Source organism: Myxococcus stipitatus DSM 14675 (assembly GCF_000331735.1).
Lineage (GTDB): Bacteria > Myxococcota > Myxococcia > Myxococcales > Myxococcaceae > Myxococcus > Myxococcus stipitatus.
The window spans coordinates 5,588,670-5,607,361 of sequence record NC_020126.1 but is presented as its reverse complement, the minus strand read 5'-3'; the positions used below and the strand labels follow the sequence as shown (position 1 = coordinate 5,607,361).

2 protein-coding genes are annotated in these 18,692 nt (G+C 70.8%); one reads left to right on the top strand and one right to left on the bottom strand.

Annotated features, from left to right (window positions below; translation table 11 throughout):
* The first annotated feature begins 9 nt into the window (after window positions 1-9).
* Window positions 10-942 (top strand): TauD/TfdA family dioxygenase, encoded by a 933-nt coding sequence (locus MYSTI_RS21500; RefSeq protein ID WP_015349900.1) that lies wholly within the window; start codon window positions 10-12, stop codon window positions 940-942.
* 27 nt (window positions 943-969) lie between these two features.
* Here the strand turns inward: MYSTI_RS21500 and MYSTI_RS21495 are convergent, their stop codons facing one another.
* Window positions 970-18,660, bottom strand: coding sequence for a non-ribosomal peptide synthetase (locus tag MYSTI_RS21495; RefSeq protein ID WP_015349899.1), 17,691 nt, complete (start codon window positions 18,658-18,660; stop codon window positions 970-972).
* Window positions 18,661-18,692 lie beyond the last annotated feature (32 nt).

The following is an 18,692-nucleotide window of genomic DNA, read 5'->3' as shown; positions in this document are numbered from 1 at the left end:
CCCAGGCCCATGCTCCCGTTCCTCATCGAGCCCCCCTCGCGAGACACCTCGCTCCTCGAATGGATTGACTCGAATCGGGAGCAGTGGCGGGCGTCGCTCCTGGAGCACGGTGCCCTGCTGTTCCGGGGCTTCCACTTCGGCGGGGCCTCGGAGTTCGGGGCGCTCTCCAGCGCGCTCTATGTGGAGCCCTTGCGCTACGTCTATCGCTCGACGCCCCGCACCGAGCTGGGAAAGGGCGTCTACACCGCCACCGAGTACCCTCGGCAGGAGACGATTCCGCAACACAACGAGAACGCCTACTCAGACCACCCGCCGATGAATCTCTGTTTCCTCTGTGTCACCCCCGCGGAGCGCGGCGGCGAGACCCCGTTGACGGACAACCGGCTCACCACCGAGCGCATCCCCGTGGAGGTGCGACAGCGGTTCGAGCAGAAGCGAATCATGTATGTCCGGAACTACGGCCCCCGGGTGGACCTGCCCTGGCAGACGGTGTTCCAGACACAGGAGCGCTCGGAGGTGGAGGCCTACTGCCGCGCGCACGGCATCGAGTTCGAATGGAAGGACGCGTCTCGGCTGAGGACCCGGCAGGTGCTCCCCGCTGTCACCCGTCACCCCCTGACGGGAGAGGCCTTCTGGTTCAATCAGGCCCACCTCTTTCACGTGAGCGGCCTGGAGCCCAAGACGCGCCAGGCGTTGACGATGCTCTTCAAGAAGGAGGAGTTCCCGCGCAACGCCTATCACGGCGATGGGAGCGAGCTGGACGGGGCCGACCTGGAGACCATCCGGGCCGCCTATCAGGAGACACTGGTTACATTTCCGTGGCGGACGGGCGATGTCCTCCTCGTGGACAACCTGCGCGTCACCCATGGACGCCGGCCCTATGAGGGCACTGGACGCAAGGTCCTGGTGTCGATGGGTGACTGCTACGGACCCCGGGCCTGAACCAGGTCCGGGGTGGATGGGGGCGCGTCATCCCGACGAGGACTCGTCATCCAGCAGGGCCTGGAGCTCCGCCTCGCTCATCTGCTCGAACTCCTCCAGCAGCGCCGTGAGCTCCTGGGGTGACTGGCCGGAGGTGAGCTGGAGGACGTTCAGCGCGAGCCCGGCCACGGTGGGGGCCTCGAAGAGCTGACGCAGGGGCAGGTCCACGTCGAAGGCCGCGCGGATTCGCGCCACCAACCGGGTGGCCAGAAGCGAGTGGCCTCCCAGCTCGAAGAAGTTGTCGTGCAGGCCGACCCGCCCGACGCGGAGGAGCTCCGCGCAGATGGCGGCGAGCTGCTGCTCGAGCTCGCTGCGAGGGGCCTCGTATTCGCGTGCCGGGCGCGAGACCTGCTCCGGAGCGGGCAGGGCCTTGCGGTCCACCTTGTCGTTGGCGGTCAGGGGCAGGCGGTCCAGGGCCACGAAGCTGGAGGGCACCATGAACTCGGGGAGCCGCTGCTGGAGGAAGGTCCTCAGCGCGGAGGCCGTCGTGCCCTCGCTCTCACCGGTGGTGGGGACGACGTAGGCCACGAGGCGCTTGTCTCCAGGCGCGTCCTCACGGACGAGGGCGACGGCCTCGCGGACCCGAGGATGGGCCAGCAAGTGGGACTCCACTTCGGCCAGCTCGATGCGGTAGCCGCGCAGCTTCACCTGGGCGTCGCCTCGGCCGAGGAACTCGAGCACTCCGTCGTCGCGCCAGCGTGCCAGGTCGCCGGTGCGGTACAGGCGCTGACCGGGCTCGGGGTCGAAGGCGTCGGGGATGAAGCGCTCGGCGGTGAGGTCGGGGCGGGACAGGTAACCTCGTGCCACGCCCAGGCCACCGATGAAGAGCTCGCCCGGCGCGCCCAGGGGGACGGGCCGCAGGGACTCGTCCAGCAGGTACACCCGCGTGTTCCCGATGGGCTTGCCGATGGGCACCGACGTGCCCACCTGGTCCGGGTTCGTCATGCGATGGCAGGACGTGAAGAGGGTGCCCTCCGTGGGCCCATAGCAGGCCGTCACGGGGAGGCCTTGCTCCTCGAGCACTCGCTTCACGTGCGGCGCCGAGACGACGTCTCCCCCCGTGAGGAGCTGGCGCACGCCCTTCAGCGCGTCGGGCTCCAGGTCCACCACCTGGGTGAGCAGTCCCGCGGTGAGGTGGAGGGTGGTGACGCGATGCCGTTCGAGGACATCGCGCAGCAGCTTGAGGTCGCTGGGGGGGTGCGGCGGGAAGACGACCAGCCGTCCGCCGAAGAGGAGCGGTCCCCAGACTTCCAGCGTGGAGGCGTCGAAGGAGATGGGCGCGATGAGGAGGAAGGTCTCGTCGGGTCCGAACCGCGCGTAGTCGCCGCCGTGGAAGAGGCGGACCACGGAGCGGTGCTCGACGGCGACGCCCTTGGGCCGGCCGGTGGAGCCGGACGTGAAGTCGACGTAGGCGAGGTGGCGCGAGGTGACTCGGACGGGCGGCGGCGAGGTGGGGCGCTCTTCCAGGTCCAGCGTCTCGATCTCCAGGCTGGGCAGCGAGTCGGAGGCGGGGAGACGGGAGCGCAGGGCCTTCGAGGTGAGGAGCAGTCGCGGCGGCGCGTCCTCGAGCATGAAGGCAAGGCGCTGGGCTGGATAGGCCGCGTCCAAGGGCAGGTACGCACCACCGGTCTTGAGGATGGCCAGGAGCGAGATGATGAGCTCCACCGAGCGCTCCAGGCAGAGCGCGACGAAGCTGTCGGCCTCCACGCCGTGCTCGCGGAGCACCCACGCGAGCTGGTTGGCGCGTGCGTCGAGTTGTCTATACGTGAGCCGCTGGTCGCCGAACTCCACCGCGATGGCGTCCGGATGCAGCGTGGCCTGCTGCTCGAAGAGGTGGTGGATGCAGCGGTCGGCGGGGAAGTCCGCGCGGGTGGCGTTGAAGTCCAGGAGCACCTGACGGCGCTCGTCCTCCGGGAGCAGGGAGACCTCACCGAGTCGCGCGGCGCGGGTCAGCGATAGCAGGGCCTGTCGCCAGTGCTCCAGGAGCCGCCGCACGTTCGTGTCGTCGAGGCGGGCCGGGTCATGCACGGCCCTCAGGCGGAGGGCTCCGCTGGGGATGACCGAGAGCGTGAGCGGGTAGTGGGTGGACTCGACGGCCTGGATGTCTCGCACCACCACGGGTGAGTCGGGGCCGAGCAGCGAGGAGTCCAGGGGGTAGTTCTCGAAGACGAGCAGCGACTCGAAGAGCGGCGTGCCTCGGGGCACCTGGCTCCAGGACTGCACCTCGACGAGGGGGGAGTGCTCGAACCGACGCTGCTCGGCTTGCAGGGACTGGAGTTCCTGGAGCCAGGGCAGCACGTCCGAGGAGGCGGAGGCGAGCCGCACGCGGACGGGCAGCGTGTTGATGAACACGCCCACCAGGGTGTCGGCGCCGGGCAGCTCCGCGGGTCTTCCCGCCACGGTGTTGCCGAAGACGACGTCCTGCTCGCCGCCGTGGCGCGCGAGGACCAGGCCCCAGGCCGCGAGGGCGAGGGTGGACAAGGTGAGCTGATGACTCCGCGCGAAGGTCTGGAGTGAGGACGAGTCCGGGGCGGACAGGCTCAGCTCCATGATGTGATGTCGTGCGGTGGTGCTTCGCCCAGGTGACGTTCGTTTGTCTCCGGGGAGCGGCGTGGGCGCGCTGAAGCCCTGGAGGTAACCCCGCCACCAGGTTTCGTCCGTGGAAGACTCCCGGCGTTGCAGCCAGGCGATGTACTCGCGGAACGCCGGGCGCTGCGCACGTGCTGGCTTCGTGCCGGTGCGAAGGTCGGCGTAGAGCGAGAAGACGTCCTTGATGAGCAGCCCCAGGCTCCAACCGTCCACCAGCAGGTGGTGGTGGCTCCAGAGGAAGCGGACCGTGCCGTCACCGAGGTGGAACGCGGTGAGTCGGATGAGGGGCGGCCGACGCAGGTCCAGTCCGCGCTGCTTGTCCTCGGCGAGGAATTGATCGAGGCGCGCGGACAGCTCCGCCTCGGGCACGTCGCGCCAGTCGAGCTCCGCGAACGGCAGGTCCACCCGGGCGTGAACCGCCTGGAGGGGAACCTCGAGCCCTTCCCAGTGGAAGGACGAGCGGAGGGTGGGGTGCAGGTCGATGCAGAGACGCCACGCATCGAGGAAGGCGGCCATGTCCAGCGGAGAGGAGACCGTCCAGGACAGCTGCTCGAAGTACGCGGCTTCGCCCGAGGTGAGCCGTGCATGGAAGAGCATGCCCTGCTGCGTCGGGGACAGGGGGTAGAGGTCCTCGAGGTCCGGGCCGGTGCGATGCAGGAGTGTGTCGAGTGCGGACTGGGACAGGGCGGCGAGGGGGAAGTCACCCGGTGAGAGCCGGCGCGCGTCCTCGGAGTTCCGCTCCGAGATGAGCTGGCGCAGGTTCGCGACGAAGCGCGATGCCAGCGTTCGCACCGTGGACTCGTGGTGGAGCTGGGCGCTGTAGCTGACGGCGAGCTGGAGCCTGCCTCCGAGGACCGAGCCGTTGAACTCCAGCACGTGCAGACGGGTGCGCTCGGGCGCGATGGTGGGCCCGCTGGCCTCCGCGGCCAGGGTGAACAGCCGGCTGGAGGCCGCGGCGCCGTCCAACTGGCCCAGGTAGTTGAAGGCCACCTGTGGAACGGGCCAGGCGTGGGCGGGCGCGGCGGCCTCGGTGGGCGCCATCCACTTGAGCAGGCCGAAGCCGATGCCCTGATGCGGCAGAAGGCGGCGCGTGTCGCGCACGGCGCGGAGCGTGTCACCCAGGGAGCCTTGGGTAGGCAGCTCCACGTGGAGCGGTACCAGTGAGGTGAACCACCCTACCGTGCGCGACAGGTCCACGTCGGAGAAGAGGTCCTCACGGCCATGGCCCTCCACGTGAATGAAGGCGCGTGGCTGGCCCGTCCACTCGTGGAGGGTGCGGCTCAGGGCGGTGAGCAGCACATCGTTGATGGGGGCACGCCAGGCACCGGGCACGTCCTGCAACAGAAGGCGTGTCTCCTCCTCATCGAGGCTGACCGACACCCGTTGCTCGGAGCCCTGGGTGTTGAGGCCAGGGGGGGCGGTCGGCAGAGCGGCCACCGGCCGCTGTATCGCCTCGCGTTGCTGCGACGAGCGCGTTTCCTCATCGAGGCTGCCTTCCTGTTGCTGCCCAGCGCCCTGGGTGTCGAGGCGAGGGGTGTCGGTTGGCAGAGCGACCACCGGCCGCTGCATCGCCTCGAGCCAGGGGGCGACGCCCGTCGCGAAGCCCTCCGAGGCCGCGTAGTCGCGGAGCCGTCGGGCCCAGGTCTGGTACGAGGTGCTCTTCGGAGGCAGGGCAACGTCCACTCCCTCCTGCGCGCGCGCATGGGCGGACTCGAAGTCCCCCAGGAGGATGCGCCACGAGACGGCGTCCACCACCAGGTGGTGGGCCACGAGGAGCAGGCGTTGTGAACGGACTCCCAGGTGGAAGAGGGCGGCACGCAGCAAGGGCGGCTGACCCAGCGTGAAGCCCGCCTGGATCCGCGTGGCCTCCGCCTCCATCGCGCGTGCCTGCTCCTCGGCCGGAAGCGCGGTCAGGTCCACCTGCAATAGGGTGACGGGAGCCTCTTCGGGCAGGACCCCGTGCTGCTCCCATCTCCCCGCGTCGTCCCGGGTGAAGCGCAGACGCAGGGCATCGTGGTGGGTGACCAGGTGGCGCAGGGCCTCCTCGACATGCGCGGGGCTGAGTGGCTCTCGGCACTCCAGCAACATCGCCTGGTTGAAGTGGTGCGCATGGGCGGCGTCGTGATGCAGCAGGTGCTGTTGCACGGGCAGCAGCGGCACCGCCCCGGACACGGGACCCTGCTCACCCACGAGCCGGGTCGACGCGGCTCGCGCCACCCTCGCCAAGGCTTCCAACGTCTGGTTCTGGAAGAGGTCTCGCGTCGCCAGCGAGAGGCCGAACCCCCGCGCACGGGCGACCACCTGGAGGCTGATGATGGAGTCGCCGCCCAGCTCGAAGAAGTTGTCGTGGACGTCGACTCGCTCGAGCCCCAGGAGCTGGGCCCAGATGTCGGCCAGGTGCCGCTCCACCTCGTCGCGCGGGGCGACAAACGTGTCCTTCACGGAGGCATCCGGCGGCGGCAGCGCCTTCCGGTCCACCTTGCCGTTGGCGGTCAGAGGCAGGGCCTCCAGCGGGACGAAGACGGCCGGCACCATGTAGTCGGGCAGCCGCTGCTGGAGGACGTCCCGCAGCGCCGCCGGGTCGAGCGTGCCCGGGACGACATACGCGACCAGCCGCTTGATGCCCGGTGAGTCCTCGCGCAGCAACACCACCGCCTCGCGCACGGAGGGCGACTGGGTCAGCACCGTCTCCACTTCGCCCAGCTCGATGCGGAAGCCGCGCAGCTTCACCTGGAAGTCGACGCGGCCCAGGTACTCCAGCTCCCCGTCGGACAGCCAGCGCACCTTGTCACCCGTGCGATACAGCCGTGCGCCGGGCTCGGTGCCGAAGGGATTCGGGACGAAGCGCTCGGCGGTGAGGTCTGGCCGCCCGAGGTATCCACGGGCCAGGCCCATGCCCCCGAGGTACAGCTCGCCCGGCACTCCAGGAGGCACCAGCAGTCCCTGGTCGTCCAACACGTACGCCTGGACGTTGTGGAAGGGCCGACCGATGGTGACCCGCCGCGCCTGCACCGCCGCGTTCACCGTGGCACAGACAGTGGCCTCCGTGGGTCCATACGCGTTGACGAACCGCCGCCCCGGCGCGAAGCGCTCCACCAGCTCCGCCCCCATGGCCTCGCCCGCGCAGATGAGCGTGCGCACGTCGCGCAGTCCCTCCGGGTCGAGCTGGGCCAGCACGGACGGCGTGACCTTCAGCGTGGTGATGGCCTGCTCACGCACCACGGTCAGCAGCGGCTCACCCGGCATCAGCTCCTCGCGCGAGGCCAGCACCAGCGTCGCCCCCGACAACAGCGCGGGGAAGAGCTCCGAGACCGAGGCGTCGAAGGCCGACGAGAAGAACTGCAACAGCCGATGGCCGGGCCCCAGGGCCATGAAGTCCACGGTCTGGAGCGCGGTGTTGCAGAGGCCGCCCTGCGTCAGCAGCGTCCCCTTGGGCCGGCCCGTGGAGCCGGAGGTGTAGATGACATAGGCGAGCTGCGCCGGGTCCATCGCCCCATCGAGGTCCGCGTCGGACTCCCGCTCGAAGCGCTCCGCGTGCTCATCCATCAGGAGGACGTAGCCACGGCGGTCGAGCAGGTGCTCCAGGGACGAGTGGGTGATGAGGACGGGCGCCCAGGCATCCGACGTGATGAAGGACAGGCGCTCGGAGGGCAACGTGGGGTCCAACGGGAGCCAGGCGCCCCCTGCCTTGAGCGTGGCAAGCACGGCGACGATGTAATCGGTGGACCGCTCCAGGCAGATGGAGACGAGGACCTCCGGGCCCACGCCCAGTCGGCGCAGGTGCCGCGCGAGCTGGTTGGCGCGCGCGTTGAGCTCTCCGTAGGTGACGGACTCCGAGCCGTGCACGACGGCTGGGGACTCCGGTGTCCGGGCCGCCTGGGCCTCGAAGAGGCGGTGCACCAGGCGCGGCTGGGGCAGCTCCCGGGGCGGGGCGCTCCCGTCCACCAGGAGCTGGCGGCGCTCGTGGGCCGGCATCATCGGCAGGCTCGACAAGCGCGCATCGGGCGCGGCGACGATGCCCTCCATCAACACGCGCAGGTGCTCTGCCATCCGCGCGAGGGTGGAGGCGTCGAACAAGTCGGTGTTGTAGTCGAGGGTGCCGGTGAGCCCGTCCTCGGTGTCCGACAGGAAGAGGGCCAGGTCGAACCGGGACACTCCCGCGTCGGTCTCCACGGTGCTCAGCGTCAGCGGGCCCGCGGTGAAGTCCGCGAGGCGGGCCTTGTCGAGCACGAACCACACCTGGAAGAGCGGGCTGTGGCCCAGGTTGCGCCGAGGCCGCAGCTCGTCCACCAGCTTCTCGAACGGGATGTCCTGGTGGGCATACGCGTTCAGCGTCGTCTCCCAGACGCGCCCGAGCAGCTCACGGAAGGAGGGGTCACCGTCGAGCCGCGTGCGCAGCACCAGGTTGTTGACGAAGAAGCCCACGAGCGGCTCGAGCTCGGCGAGCCGGCGCCCGGCGGTGGGAGAGCCCACGCTGATATCCCGCTGGCCCGAGTACCTCGAGAGCATCAACTGGTAGATGGCCAGCACCAGCATGAAGGGCGTGACACCCTCGCGCTGCGCCAGGGCCTTGAGCGCGCTGCTCAGGGCCTTGTCGAAGTGCACCGGGAACGCGGCGCCTCGGAACGTCTGGACCGCGGGCCGGGGCCGGTCCGTCGGCAGCTCCAGCAGCGGTGGCGCATCCGCGAGGTGCTGGCGCCAGTACGCGAGCTGCCGCTCCAATTCCTCGCCTCGCAGCCATTGGCGCTGCCACACCGCGTAGTCGGCATATTGGACGGGCAGCTCGGGAAGCGGGGAGGGCTGGCTCTGGGACCAGGCGGCGTACAGGGTGCTCAGCTCCTGGATGAGCACGGTGATGGACCACCCATCGGAGATGATGTGGTGCATCACCACCACGAGCTGGTGCACTTCGTCCGACTGCTTCAGCAGGGTCAGCCGCAGCAGCGGGCCGCGCGTGAGGTCGAAGGGCTTCTGGCCTTCCTCCAGCGCCACCTTCCGCGCCACGTCCTCGCGCTGCTCCGCGGGCACGGAGGAGAGGTCGTGGGTCGGCAGTCGCCAGGGGGCGGGTGGGGCGATGACCTGGAACGCCTCGCCTCCGGAGGTGTGGAACGTGGTCCGCAGGACTTCATGCCTGCGGAGCATCTCCGTCACGCAGCGCTCGAACGTCTCGACGTCCAGGGGCCCCGTCACGCGGATGGCGGCGGGCATGTTGTACGTCGCGCGCCCGGGCTCGAGCTGCTCCAGGAACCACAGCCGCTGCTGGGAGAAGGACAGCGGCAGGTGCTGCTCCCGAGCCGCGGGCCGCAGGGGCGGAAGCGGGGGGGACTTCGCGGTGCCCGCGGCGGCATCCACCTGTCGGGCCAGCTCCTCCAGGGTGGAGGACTCGAAGAGGGCGCGCAGCGGCAGCTCGATGCCCAGCGAGGCGCGGATGCGTGAGACGACCTGGGTGGCCAGCAGCGAGTGGCCGCCGAGCGCCATGAACTCGTCGCGTAGACCCACCTGCTCGACGGCCAGGACCTCGCGCCAGATGGTGGCCAGCTTCTGCTGCGTCGCCGTCTCGGGGGCGACGTACTCGTGGGCCGCGACGTCCGCGCCGTCCGGTGCCGGCAGGGCGCGGTGGTCGACCTTGCCGCTGGAGGTGCGTGGCAGGGCGTCCATCGACACGAAGGCCGCGGGCACCATGTACTCGGGCAGGCTCGACGACAGCGCGGAGCGCAGCGACTGGGGATGGACCTCCGTGTCCGCCGAGGGCACCACGTACGCGACCAGGCGTTTGTCGCCAGGGACATCCTCGCGCGGGACGACGGCGACGTCCCTCACGCCCGGCTGCGCGCGCAGCACGGCTTCGATTTCTCCCAGCTCGATGCGGAAGCCGCGCAGCTTCACCTGGAGGTCGAAGCGGCCCAGGAACTCCAGCTCGCCTCGCGGCGCCCAGCGGACCTTGTCGCCCGTGCGGTACAGGCGCGCGCCCGGCTCGAGGCTGAAGGGGTCGGGGATGAAGCGCTCCGCGGTGAGCGCCGCACGTCCCAGGTAGCCTCGGGCCACGCCCGCGCCGCCGACGTAGAGCTCTCCATCCATGCCCGGCGCCACGGGCTCCAGGCGCGCATCCAGGACGTAGACCCGCACGCCCGGCAGCGCCCGGCCGATGCTCGGGTGCTCGGGGTCCACGGGGCCGCTGAGGGTGGCGCAGATGGTGGCTTCCGTGGGGCCATACGCGTTGATCAGCGTGCGACCCACGCTCCACCGTCGCGCGACTTCGACGGGCAGGGCCTCGCCGGCGGAGATGAGGGTCCTCAGGAGCGGCAGCTCCCGAGGCTCCAACTGCGCGAGCACGGTGGGCGTCAGCGTCACCGCGGTGATGGACTGCCCGACCAGCAGGCCGCGCAGGGGCTCCGGTGGGAGCAGGTCCTCTTGATTCGCCAGGACCAGGCAGGCGCCGGACAGGAGGGTGGCGAACACCTCGCAGACGGAGGCATCGAAGCTCGCGTTGGCGAACTGGAGCACCCGGTCGTCCTCGCGGTAGCCGTGGGCGAGTCCTGCTTCCGTGGCGGTGTTGCAGAGGCCACCATGTGTCAACAGGGTGCCCTTGGGCCGGCCCGTGGAGCCGGAGGTGTAGATGACGTAGGCGAGCCTGCGTGCGTCCTCCAGCACCTCGTCCAGGTTGTCCTCGGACTCCCGCTCGATGCGGTCCGCGTGCTCGTCGACCTTCACCGCGAAGCCGCGCCGGTCGAGCAGGTGCTCCAGCGAGGAGTGCGTGATGAGCACGGGCGACGCGGCGTCCTCGGTGATGAAGGCCAGGCGCTCGGAGGGCAGCGTGGGGTCCAGCGCGAGCCAGGCGCCACCGGCCTTGAGCGTGGCCAGCATGGCGACGACGAGGTCGACGGAGCGCTCCATGCACAAGGAGACGAGCAGCTCGGGGCCGACGCCCAGTCGGCGCAGGTGCCGGGCGAGCTGGTTGGCGCGGGCGTTGAGCTCGCCGTAGGTCAGCGACTCGGCGCCATGCACGAGCGCGGGGGCCTCCGGCGTGCGTGCGACGCGGGCCTCGAAGAGGCGGTGCACCAGCGGGGGACGCGAGACGACGCGGGGCTCGGGGTTCCACTCGACCAGGAGCTGGCGGCGCTCGGTGTCGGAGAGCAGGGACACCTCGTCCAGGTGTCCCCGAGGCCGGGCCGAAAATCCCTCCAGCGCCAGGCGCCAGTGGTCGAGCAGTCGCAGCATCGCGTCCCGCTGGAAGCGGGGCGAGTCGTGGAACAGGAGCAGCCGCACCTGGGCGCCCGGGATGATGCCGAGGCCGAGGGGATAGTTGGAGCGCTCGACGGAGCGGTGGTCGCGCACGTCGAGGCTGAGGGAGCGCCGGCGCAGCGCCTCGTCGATGGGGTAGTTCTCGACGACGAGCAGCGACTCGAAGAGCTGCGTTCCTCGAGGCAGCTCGCTCCACGTCTGGACGTCGACGAGCGTGGAGTGCTCGTACTGTCGCACCTCCGCGACCTGCTCCTGGAGCGAGCGCAGCCAGGGCAGCAGCGGGACGTCACGGCCCGGCAGCCGGACGCGGATGGGCAGCGTGTTGATGAACATGCCCACCATCGCCGCGGACCCGGTCAGCTCCGGGGGGCGTCCGGAGAGCGTGCTCCCGAAGACGACGTCCCGCTCACCGGTGTAGCGCGAGAGCACCAGGGCCCAGGCCGCCAGCGCGACGGTGTTGAGGGTGAGGTGGTGCTGACGGGCGAAGTCCTGGAGGGTGGTGCTGGCCTCGGCGGTGAGGTGTTGCTCGAGCAGCGGATGGTCGGCGTGGGTCCCAGGAGGCGGCGTGACGTGGGTGTCCGAGGGCAGGGGCGTGGGAGCGGTGAAGCCCGCTAGGTAGTCGCGCCAGAAGGCTTCGTCGGCGGTGGTGTCCCGGCTCCGCAGCCAGGAGAGGTAGTCCCGGAAGGGAGGCCGCGCGGCCAGCTCCGGAGCGCGGCTCGCGCGGAAGGCGTCGTAGAGCGCGAAGACCTCCTGGAGCACCAGGCCCAGGCTCCAGCCGTCCATCATCAGGTGGTGGTGGCTGAAGAGCAGGCGCCACACGTCATCCTGGAGCTGGAATGCCTTCAAGCGCATCAGCGGCGCGCGGGTGAAGTCGAAGCCCGCCTTCCGTTCATCTCGGATGAAGCGCTCGAGGCGGTCCTCCTGCTCCGTCGGCGTGAGGCCGCGCCAGTCCTGCGCCGCGAAAGTCGTCGGTGCCTGGGCGTGGACGACCTGCACGGGCGTGTCCAACCCTTGCCAGTGGAACGAGGCGCGCAGGGCGGGGTGTCGCTGGAGGCAGGCTTGCCACGCCTGCTCCAGCGCCGTCGTGTCCAGCGCGGCGTGGACGGCCCACGAGTTCTGGAGGAGGTAGACGTCCAACCCCGGTGACAGCAGGGCATGGAAGAGCAGGCCCTGCTGCGTGGGGGACAGCGGATAGATGTCCGCGACCGCCCCGGGCACCTGTGGCAACAGGAGGTCGAGCGACTGCTGGGACAGGGCGGCCAGGGGGAAGTCCCCCGGCGAGAAGCGCCGCGCATCGTCGGAGTGACGCTGGGCGATGAGCGTGCGCAGGTGTTGGAGCAGGCGCTCGGCCAGCGCGCGGACGGTGACCTCGTCGAGTCGTCGAGCGCCGTACCCGAAGGTGAGCTGCAGCCGGCCCCCGAGCACGGAGGCGATGATCTCCAGCTCGCGAAGCCGGGTGCCGGTGGGCGCGGCGAGCGGGCCGGTGGACTCGGAGCCCCACGCGAAGAGGCGGCTCGCGGCCAGCGCGGTGTCGAGCTGGCCCAGATAGTTGAACGTCACCTCCGGCACGGACTGCTCGCGCAGGCCCTCAGCCACCTCGGGAGGCGCGAGGGACTGGAGCAGCCCGAAGCCGATGCCGTGATGGGTCCGCCGCTGACGCGCGTCCCGCACCGCGCGCAGGGCATCGCCCGTCGTTCCGCGCTCGGGCAGGTGGATGCGGAAGGGCACCAGCGAGGTGAACCAGCCCACGGTGCGCGACAGGTCCACGTCGGCGAAGAGCTCTTCCCGGCCGTGTCCCTCCACATGGATGACGGCCTCGGGTTGGCCCGTGAGCGCCTGCCCGAGCGCCGTGAGCAGCACGTCGTCGATGCGCGCGCGCCAGGCTCCGGGAACCTCTTGGAGGAGCAGCCGCGTCTCCTCTGCCTCCAGGTGGAAGGCCAGCCGCTGCTCGAGCGCCTGGGTGTTGGGTGCCGAGGCCTGGATGGGCAGGAGGGGGGCGGCGGCGCTCGTGGTCTGACGCCAGTACGGCGCCTCGCTCAGTATCGCTGGAGACGCCGCATGGGTTCGCAGCCGCTGGCCCCACTCCTGGAAGGACGTGGTCTTCGGGGGAAGGACGGCGGGGCGGCCCTCCGCCAGGTGCGTGTAACCGGACTCGAGATCCTCCACGAGGATGCGCCAGGAGACCGCGTCCACGACCAGGTGGTTCGCCACGAGGAACAGCCGCTGCTGGCCCCCACCGAGGTGGAAGAGGGCGGCGCGCAACAGCGGGGGCTCGCTCAAGACGAAGCCGGCCTGGAGTCGCGAAGCCTCGGCCTCCAGGGCCGCGGGCTGCTCGGCGGCCGGTGTGGAGGACAGGTCCACCTGATGCAGGGAGAAGGGGGCGTCCTCGGGCGCGACGCCATTCTGGAGCCACTGCTCTCCGTCCCGCGTGAAGCGCATGCGCAGGGCATCGTGGTGGACGAGGAGGAGGCGGAGGGCCTCTTCGAGCGGCGCGACCTCCAGGGGACGCTGACAGACCAGGAGCACGGCCTGGTTGTAGTGGTGCGCGTGTTCGGACCCGTGTCGCAGCAGGTGCCGTTGGATGGGCGTCAGCACGGCCGGGCCCGTGACGGGGCCCTGTTCCGCGGCGGCCGCGGCCTGGGGGACGGCGCGAGCCACCCGCGCGAGCGCCTCCAGCGTCTGATGCTGGAAGAGGTCGCGCGTGGCCAGGGAGATGCCGGCCTGCCGGGCCCGGGCCACCACCTGGAGGCTGATGATCGAGTCGCCGCCCAGCTCGAAGAAGTTGTCGTGGACACCGACCCGCGCCAGACCCAGCACCTGCGCCCAGATGCCGGCCAGGCGTTGCTCCACCTCGTCCCGCGGGGCGATGAAACTGCTCGTCGGGGTGTCGGAAGCCTCGGGCGCGGGCAGGGCCTGGCGGTCGAGCTTGCCGTTGGCGTTGAGCGGGAGCGCCTCCAGCACCACGAGCGCCGAGGGCACCATGTACTCGGGCACCTGGGACTGGAGGAAGGCGCGCAGGGCCCGCGTGTCCACGCCAGAGGGGGCGCGCGGGACGACGTAGCCGACGAGGCGAGGGTGGCCCGGTGTGGGCTCGCGCACCACGACGACGGCCTGCCTCACGGCCTCATGCCGCTCCAGCACCTTCTCCACTTCACCCGGCTCCACGCGGAAGCCGCGCAGCTTCACCTGGAAGTCGACGCGGCCGAGGAACTCCAGCCGCCCGTCCGCCAGCCATCGCACCCGGTCTCCAGTGCGGTACATGCGCGCGCCGGGCTTCGGGCTGTACGGGTCCGGCATGTACCGCTCCGCCGTCAGGCCCGGCTGGGCGGCATAGCCTCGGGTGACCTGGTCTCCACCCACGTACAGCTCGCCAGGCACGCCGATGGGCACCAGCCGCAGGCCCGCGTCCAACACGTAGGCGCGGGTGTTCGCCAGCGGGCGCCCCAGGGGCACCGCGGCGGAGGTTGGCTGCGTGAAGGACACGCGCCCCGCCAGCACGCCCACCGTCGTCTCGGTGGGGCCGTAGTGGTTGTGCACCTCGCAGCGAGGGGCCAGCCGATGCACCTCTTCAACGAGGGACCAGGAGGGTGCTTCGCCTCCCAGCACCAGCCGCTTGCGAGGGAGCACCCGCGACGGCTGGGGCGCCGTCATCAGCGCGGCGAGGTGCGACGGCACGACCTTCATGCAGTCGATGGGGTGTCGCTGGACGTACTCGGCCACGCCCTCGGGGTTGGCCGCGCGCTCACGCGTGAGCACATGCAGCAGCCCGCCGAGGCACAGGGCCGGGAACAGCACGGTGTTGCCCAGGTCCGCGACGAACGTGGACACGAGGGCGAAGCTCTCGCACGCCTCCAGGTCCAGCCGCTGCGTGGCCGCCTGGACGTAGTTCAGCAACTGCGCATGCGCGACGGCGACACCCTTGGGCTGGCCCGTGGAGCCCGAGGTGAAGAGCACATAGGCGACGTGCTGGGGCAGCAGCGAGGCCCCGGGCCGCGAGGTGCTCAGGTCGGAGAGGTGCTCGGCCAGCGTGTCCAGCTCAACCAGGGGCACCGATGCCGAGGCCATCCCCGCCGCATGCGGGGAGGTGGTGACGACGGCCTGGACGGAGACCGCGCGCACCAGGGACTCGCGTCGCGACGGGGGCCACTCCGGGTCCAGCGGGACGTAGGCCGCCCCTGCCTTCCAGATGCCCAGCAAGGCGACGACGGTGTCGACGGAGCGCTCCAAGCACACGGCGACCCGGTCTTCGCCGCCGATGCCCGACGCGCGAAGGTGCCAGGCGAGCTGGTTGGCGCGCGCGTCGAGCTGCGCGTAGGTGAGTCGCTGCTCCTCGCAGGCGACGGCGGGCCGTTCGGGGTGGCGCGCCGCCTGCTCCTCGATGAGCGCGAGCACGGAGTCACGGGCAGGGAATGAAGTGGCCTCGGTCGCGAAGTGCTCCAGCAGCCGCGCGCGCTCGGCGTCGCCGAAGAGGGGCAGCGCTCCCACGCGGGTCTCGGGTGCGTCGACGGCCGCCTCGAGCAGCGTGAGCAGGTGCTCCACCAGGCGCGCGGCGGTGGCGGGCTCGAACAGGTCCGTCGCGAAGTCGAGACTGCCCGTCAGCCCTCCCTCGAACTCGCTGACCGCGAGGGAGAGGTCGAACTTCGAGGTCTGGGTGTGCAGCGGCAGTCGGCGCAGGGACAGACCCGGCAGCGTGAGCTTCGCCAGGGGATCCGGCTGGAGCACCAGCATCGCCTGGAAGAGCGGGGTCTGGCCGAGCTCACGCACGGGGCTCAGTTCGTCCACCAGCTTCTCGAAGGGGACGTCCTGGTGGGCATAGGCCCCCAGCGTCGTGTCCCGGACCTGGCCCAGCAGGGCGCGGAAGGAGGTGTCCGAGGTGAAGCGCGAGCGCAGCACCAGCGTGTTGACGAAGAAGCCGATGAGGCCCTCCGTCACGCCCCGGGTGCGGCCCGCGATGGGAGCGCCGACGCAGAGGTCCTCCTGCCCGCTGTAGCGATGCAGCAGCGCCTGGAAGGCCGCGAGCAGCACCATGAACGGGGTGACGTCTTCCCGCTGGGCCATGGCGCGCAGCCGCGTCCACGACTCCGCGGAGAGGTGCAGGGGCTGGCTTGCGCCGAGAATGCTCCGCACGGGGCGCCGTGGTCTGTCGCCGGGCAGCTCCAGGTGCGCGGGGGCGCCGGCGAGCTGCTGCTTCCACCAGTCGAGCTGGCGCGTCAGTGCGTCGCCCTGGAGTTGCTCACGTTGCCAGCAGGCATGGTCGACGTACTGCGCGGGGGGCTCGGGCAACGGGGATGTCTGGCCGCGCACGAAGGCGTCGTAGAGCACGCCCACCTCGCGCACGAGCACATCCATGGACCATCCGTCCGAGACGATGTGGTGCACGCAGAGCACCAACACCTGGTCGCTGTCCGACAGGCGCAGCAGGACGCCCCGCAGCAGAGGGCCACGCGTCAGGTCGAAGGCGCTCCGGGACACCTCTTCCGCGACGCGGCGGACCTCCGTCTCCTGCTCTCCCGGAGGAAGTCGGGACAGGTCCACGCGCGCCAGTGACAGGGCGGTGGGCGGGTGGATGTGCTGCCAGGCCTGGCCCGTGGAGTCGGCCTGGAAGGTCGTGCGCAGCGATTCATGCCGGCGGGTCAGCTCGGTGAAGGCGCGCTCCAGGGCCGCCACGTCCAGCGTGCCCTCCAGCCGCACCATCGCGGAGATGTTGTAGAGGGGGCTGCCCGGCTCGAGCTGCTCCAGGAACCAGAGCCGCTGCTGCGCGAAGGAGAGCGGGAGCGGTTGCTCGCGAGAGACGCGGGGGAGCGACAGCGCCGTGCTCGAGGCCGCGTGCCGCGAGATGCGCTCCGCGAGCTCGGCCAGGGTCGGGCCGCTCAGCAGGGCTTCCATGGGCAAGGTGATGCCCAGGCCCCGCTCGATGCCGTTGGCGAGCTCCATGGCCCCGAGCGAATCCAGACCGTGGCGGGTCAACGGCTCATGGGCATCGAGCGCCGAGGGGGAAACCCCCAGCCGCCGCGCCAGGTGCGTGCGCAGCCACGCCTCCACGCCCTCGACCGAGCGCGGCGCCTCGTCCGGTGGTGTCTCGACGGAGACGGGCTCCTCCTCGCCCGTGCTCGCTTCCCACGCGGCCACGCTGCGGAGCGAGCCGTCCAACAGGCTCGCGCGGCAGGCCCGCCGCTGCACCTTGCCACTGGAGGTCTTGGGCAGACTGCCCGGCTCGATGAGCACCAGCGCATCGAGCTGGAGCTCATGGGTCTCCGCCACGTGCTGGGTGATGGCGCGAGCCACCTCCTCGATGGGCTCCCCCTGCTGACGGGTGTCCACCTCGTACACCAGCACCAGCCGCTCTTCACCCGCGCGCTCCCGGCTGAAGGCCGCGCCGCAGCCCGGGCGCAGCGTCCGGCTCGCGCGCTCCGCGGTCAGCTCGACATCCTGGGGGTGGTGGTTGCGGCCTCGGACGATGATGAGGTCCTTGAGGCGGCCAGTGACGAAGAGCTCGCCGTCGCGGAGGAAGCCGTGGTCTCCGGTGCGAAGGAACGGACCGTCGCCCGTGGACGTGCGCGCCTGGAAGGTCTGCTCGCTCTCCTCGGCGCGCCGCCAGTAGCCCCGCGCGACGCTGGGCCCCTTCACCCAGATCTCCCCCACGGTGTCCGCGGGCAGCGGCGCATGGGTCCGAGGGTCCACCACGACGACATCCTGGTCCGGCAGCGTATGGCCACAGCCGACGAGCGTCTGCGCGGACTCCCCGCCCTCGGGGGCCACGGCGGTGCCCAGTCCCAGCGCTCGCACCGCGACGTCGCGCAGCACGGGGACGGTGCCCTGGTCCACGCCGGAGACGATGAGCGTGCCTTCGGCCAGGCCATAGCAGGGATAGAAGGCCTCGCGGCGGAAGCCGCAGGGGGCGAAGGCCTCGACGAAGCGCTCCAGCGTCTCCGGGCGGATGGGCTCCGCGCCGCAGAAGGCCACGTCCCAGTGGCTCAGGTCCAGGGACTGACGCTCGACCTCCGACGTCTTGCGCACGCACAGGTCGAACGCGAAGTTGGGCCCTCCGCTGATGGTGCCCCGTGTCTGGGAGAGCGCCGTGAGCCAGCGCAAGGGCTTGCGCAGGAAGCTCAGCGGGGACATCAGCGTCGTGGAGAACCCACCGTAGACGGTGCCGAGGATGCCGCCGATGAGCCCCATGTCATGGTACGGCGGCAGCCAGATGACGCCCGCGCTCCCGGAGTGCATCCGGAAGGCGCCATGGATGAGACGCAGGTTGTGCAGCAGGTTGGCGTGGGTGAGCTCCACGCCCTTGGGCGTGCCGGTGGAGCCGGACGTGTACTGGAGGAAGGCCAGCGAGTCGGGCCCCACGTCGGGCCGTTGCCAGGTGTCCTCCAGGCCCTCGGGCAGCTCGTCGGTGGCCACCCAGCGCACGTCTCGCAGGTCGGGGGCGGCCTCGAAGAGCATCTCCGCCATGGAGACGATGAAGGACGTCGTGAGGACGACGGCCGCCTGCGCGTCCTGGATGATGGCGCGCAGGCGCGGCAGCGTGCGCTCCAGGCGGGACGGGTCCGGCGGATAGGCGGGCACGGCCACCACGCCCGAGGCCATGCACCCGAAGAAGCCCGCCACGTACTCGAGCCCTGGCGGGTAGAGCAGCACCGCTCGCTCCCCGGGCGAGACGCCCTGCCGCAGGGCCGCTGCGACGCGCCGCGCCCTCCGCCACAGCTCGCCACGGCTCAGCCGTGCTTCGTCACCGTCGCTGTCCTCGACGAAGGTGAAGAGCGGCGCCTCGGCGTTTGCTCCGGCGCGTTCCTCAAGCAAATCCAACAACGTGGAGTCGAGAGCAGCAGATGAAGAGGGCTTCATGCGGAGCGGCGGAGGCTACTTGTTTCCTCGTC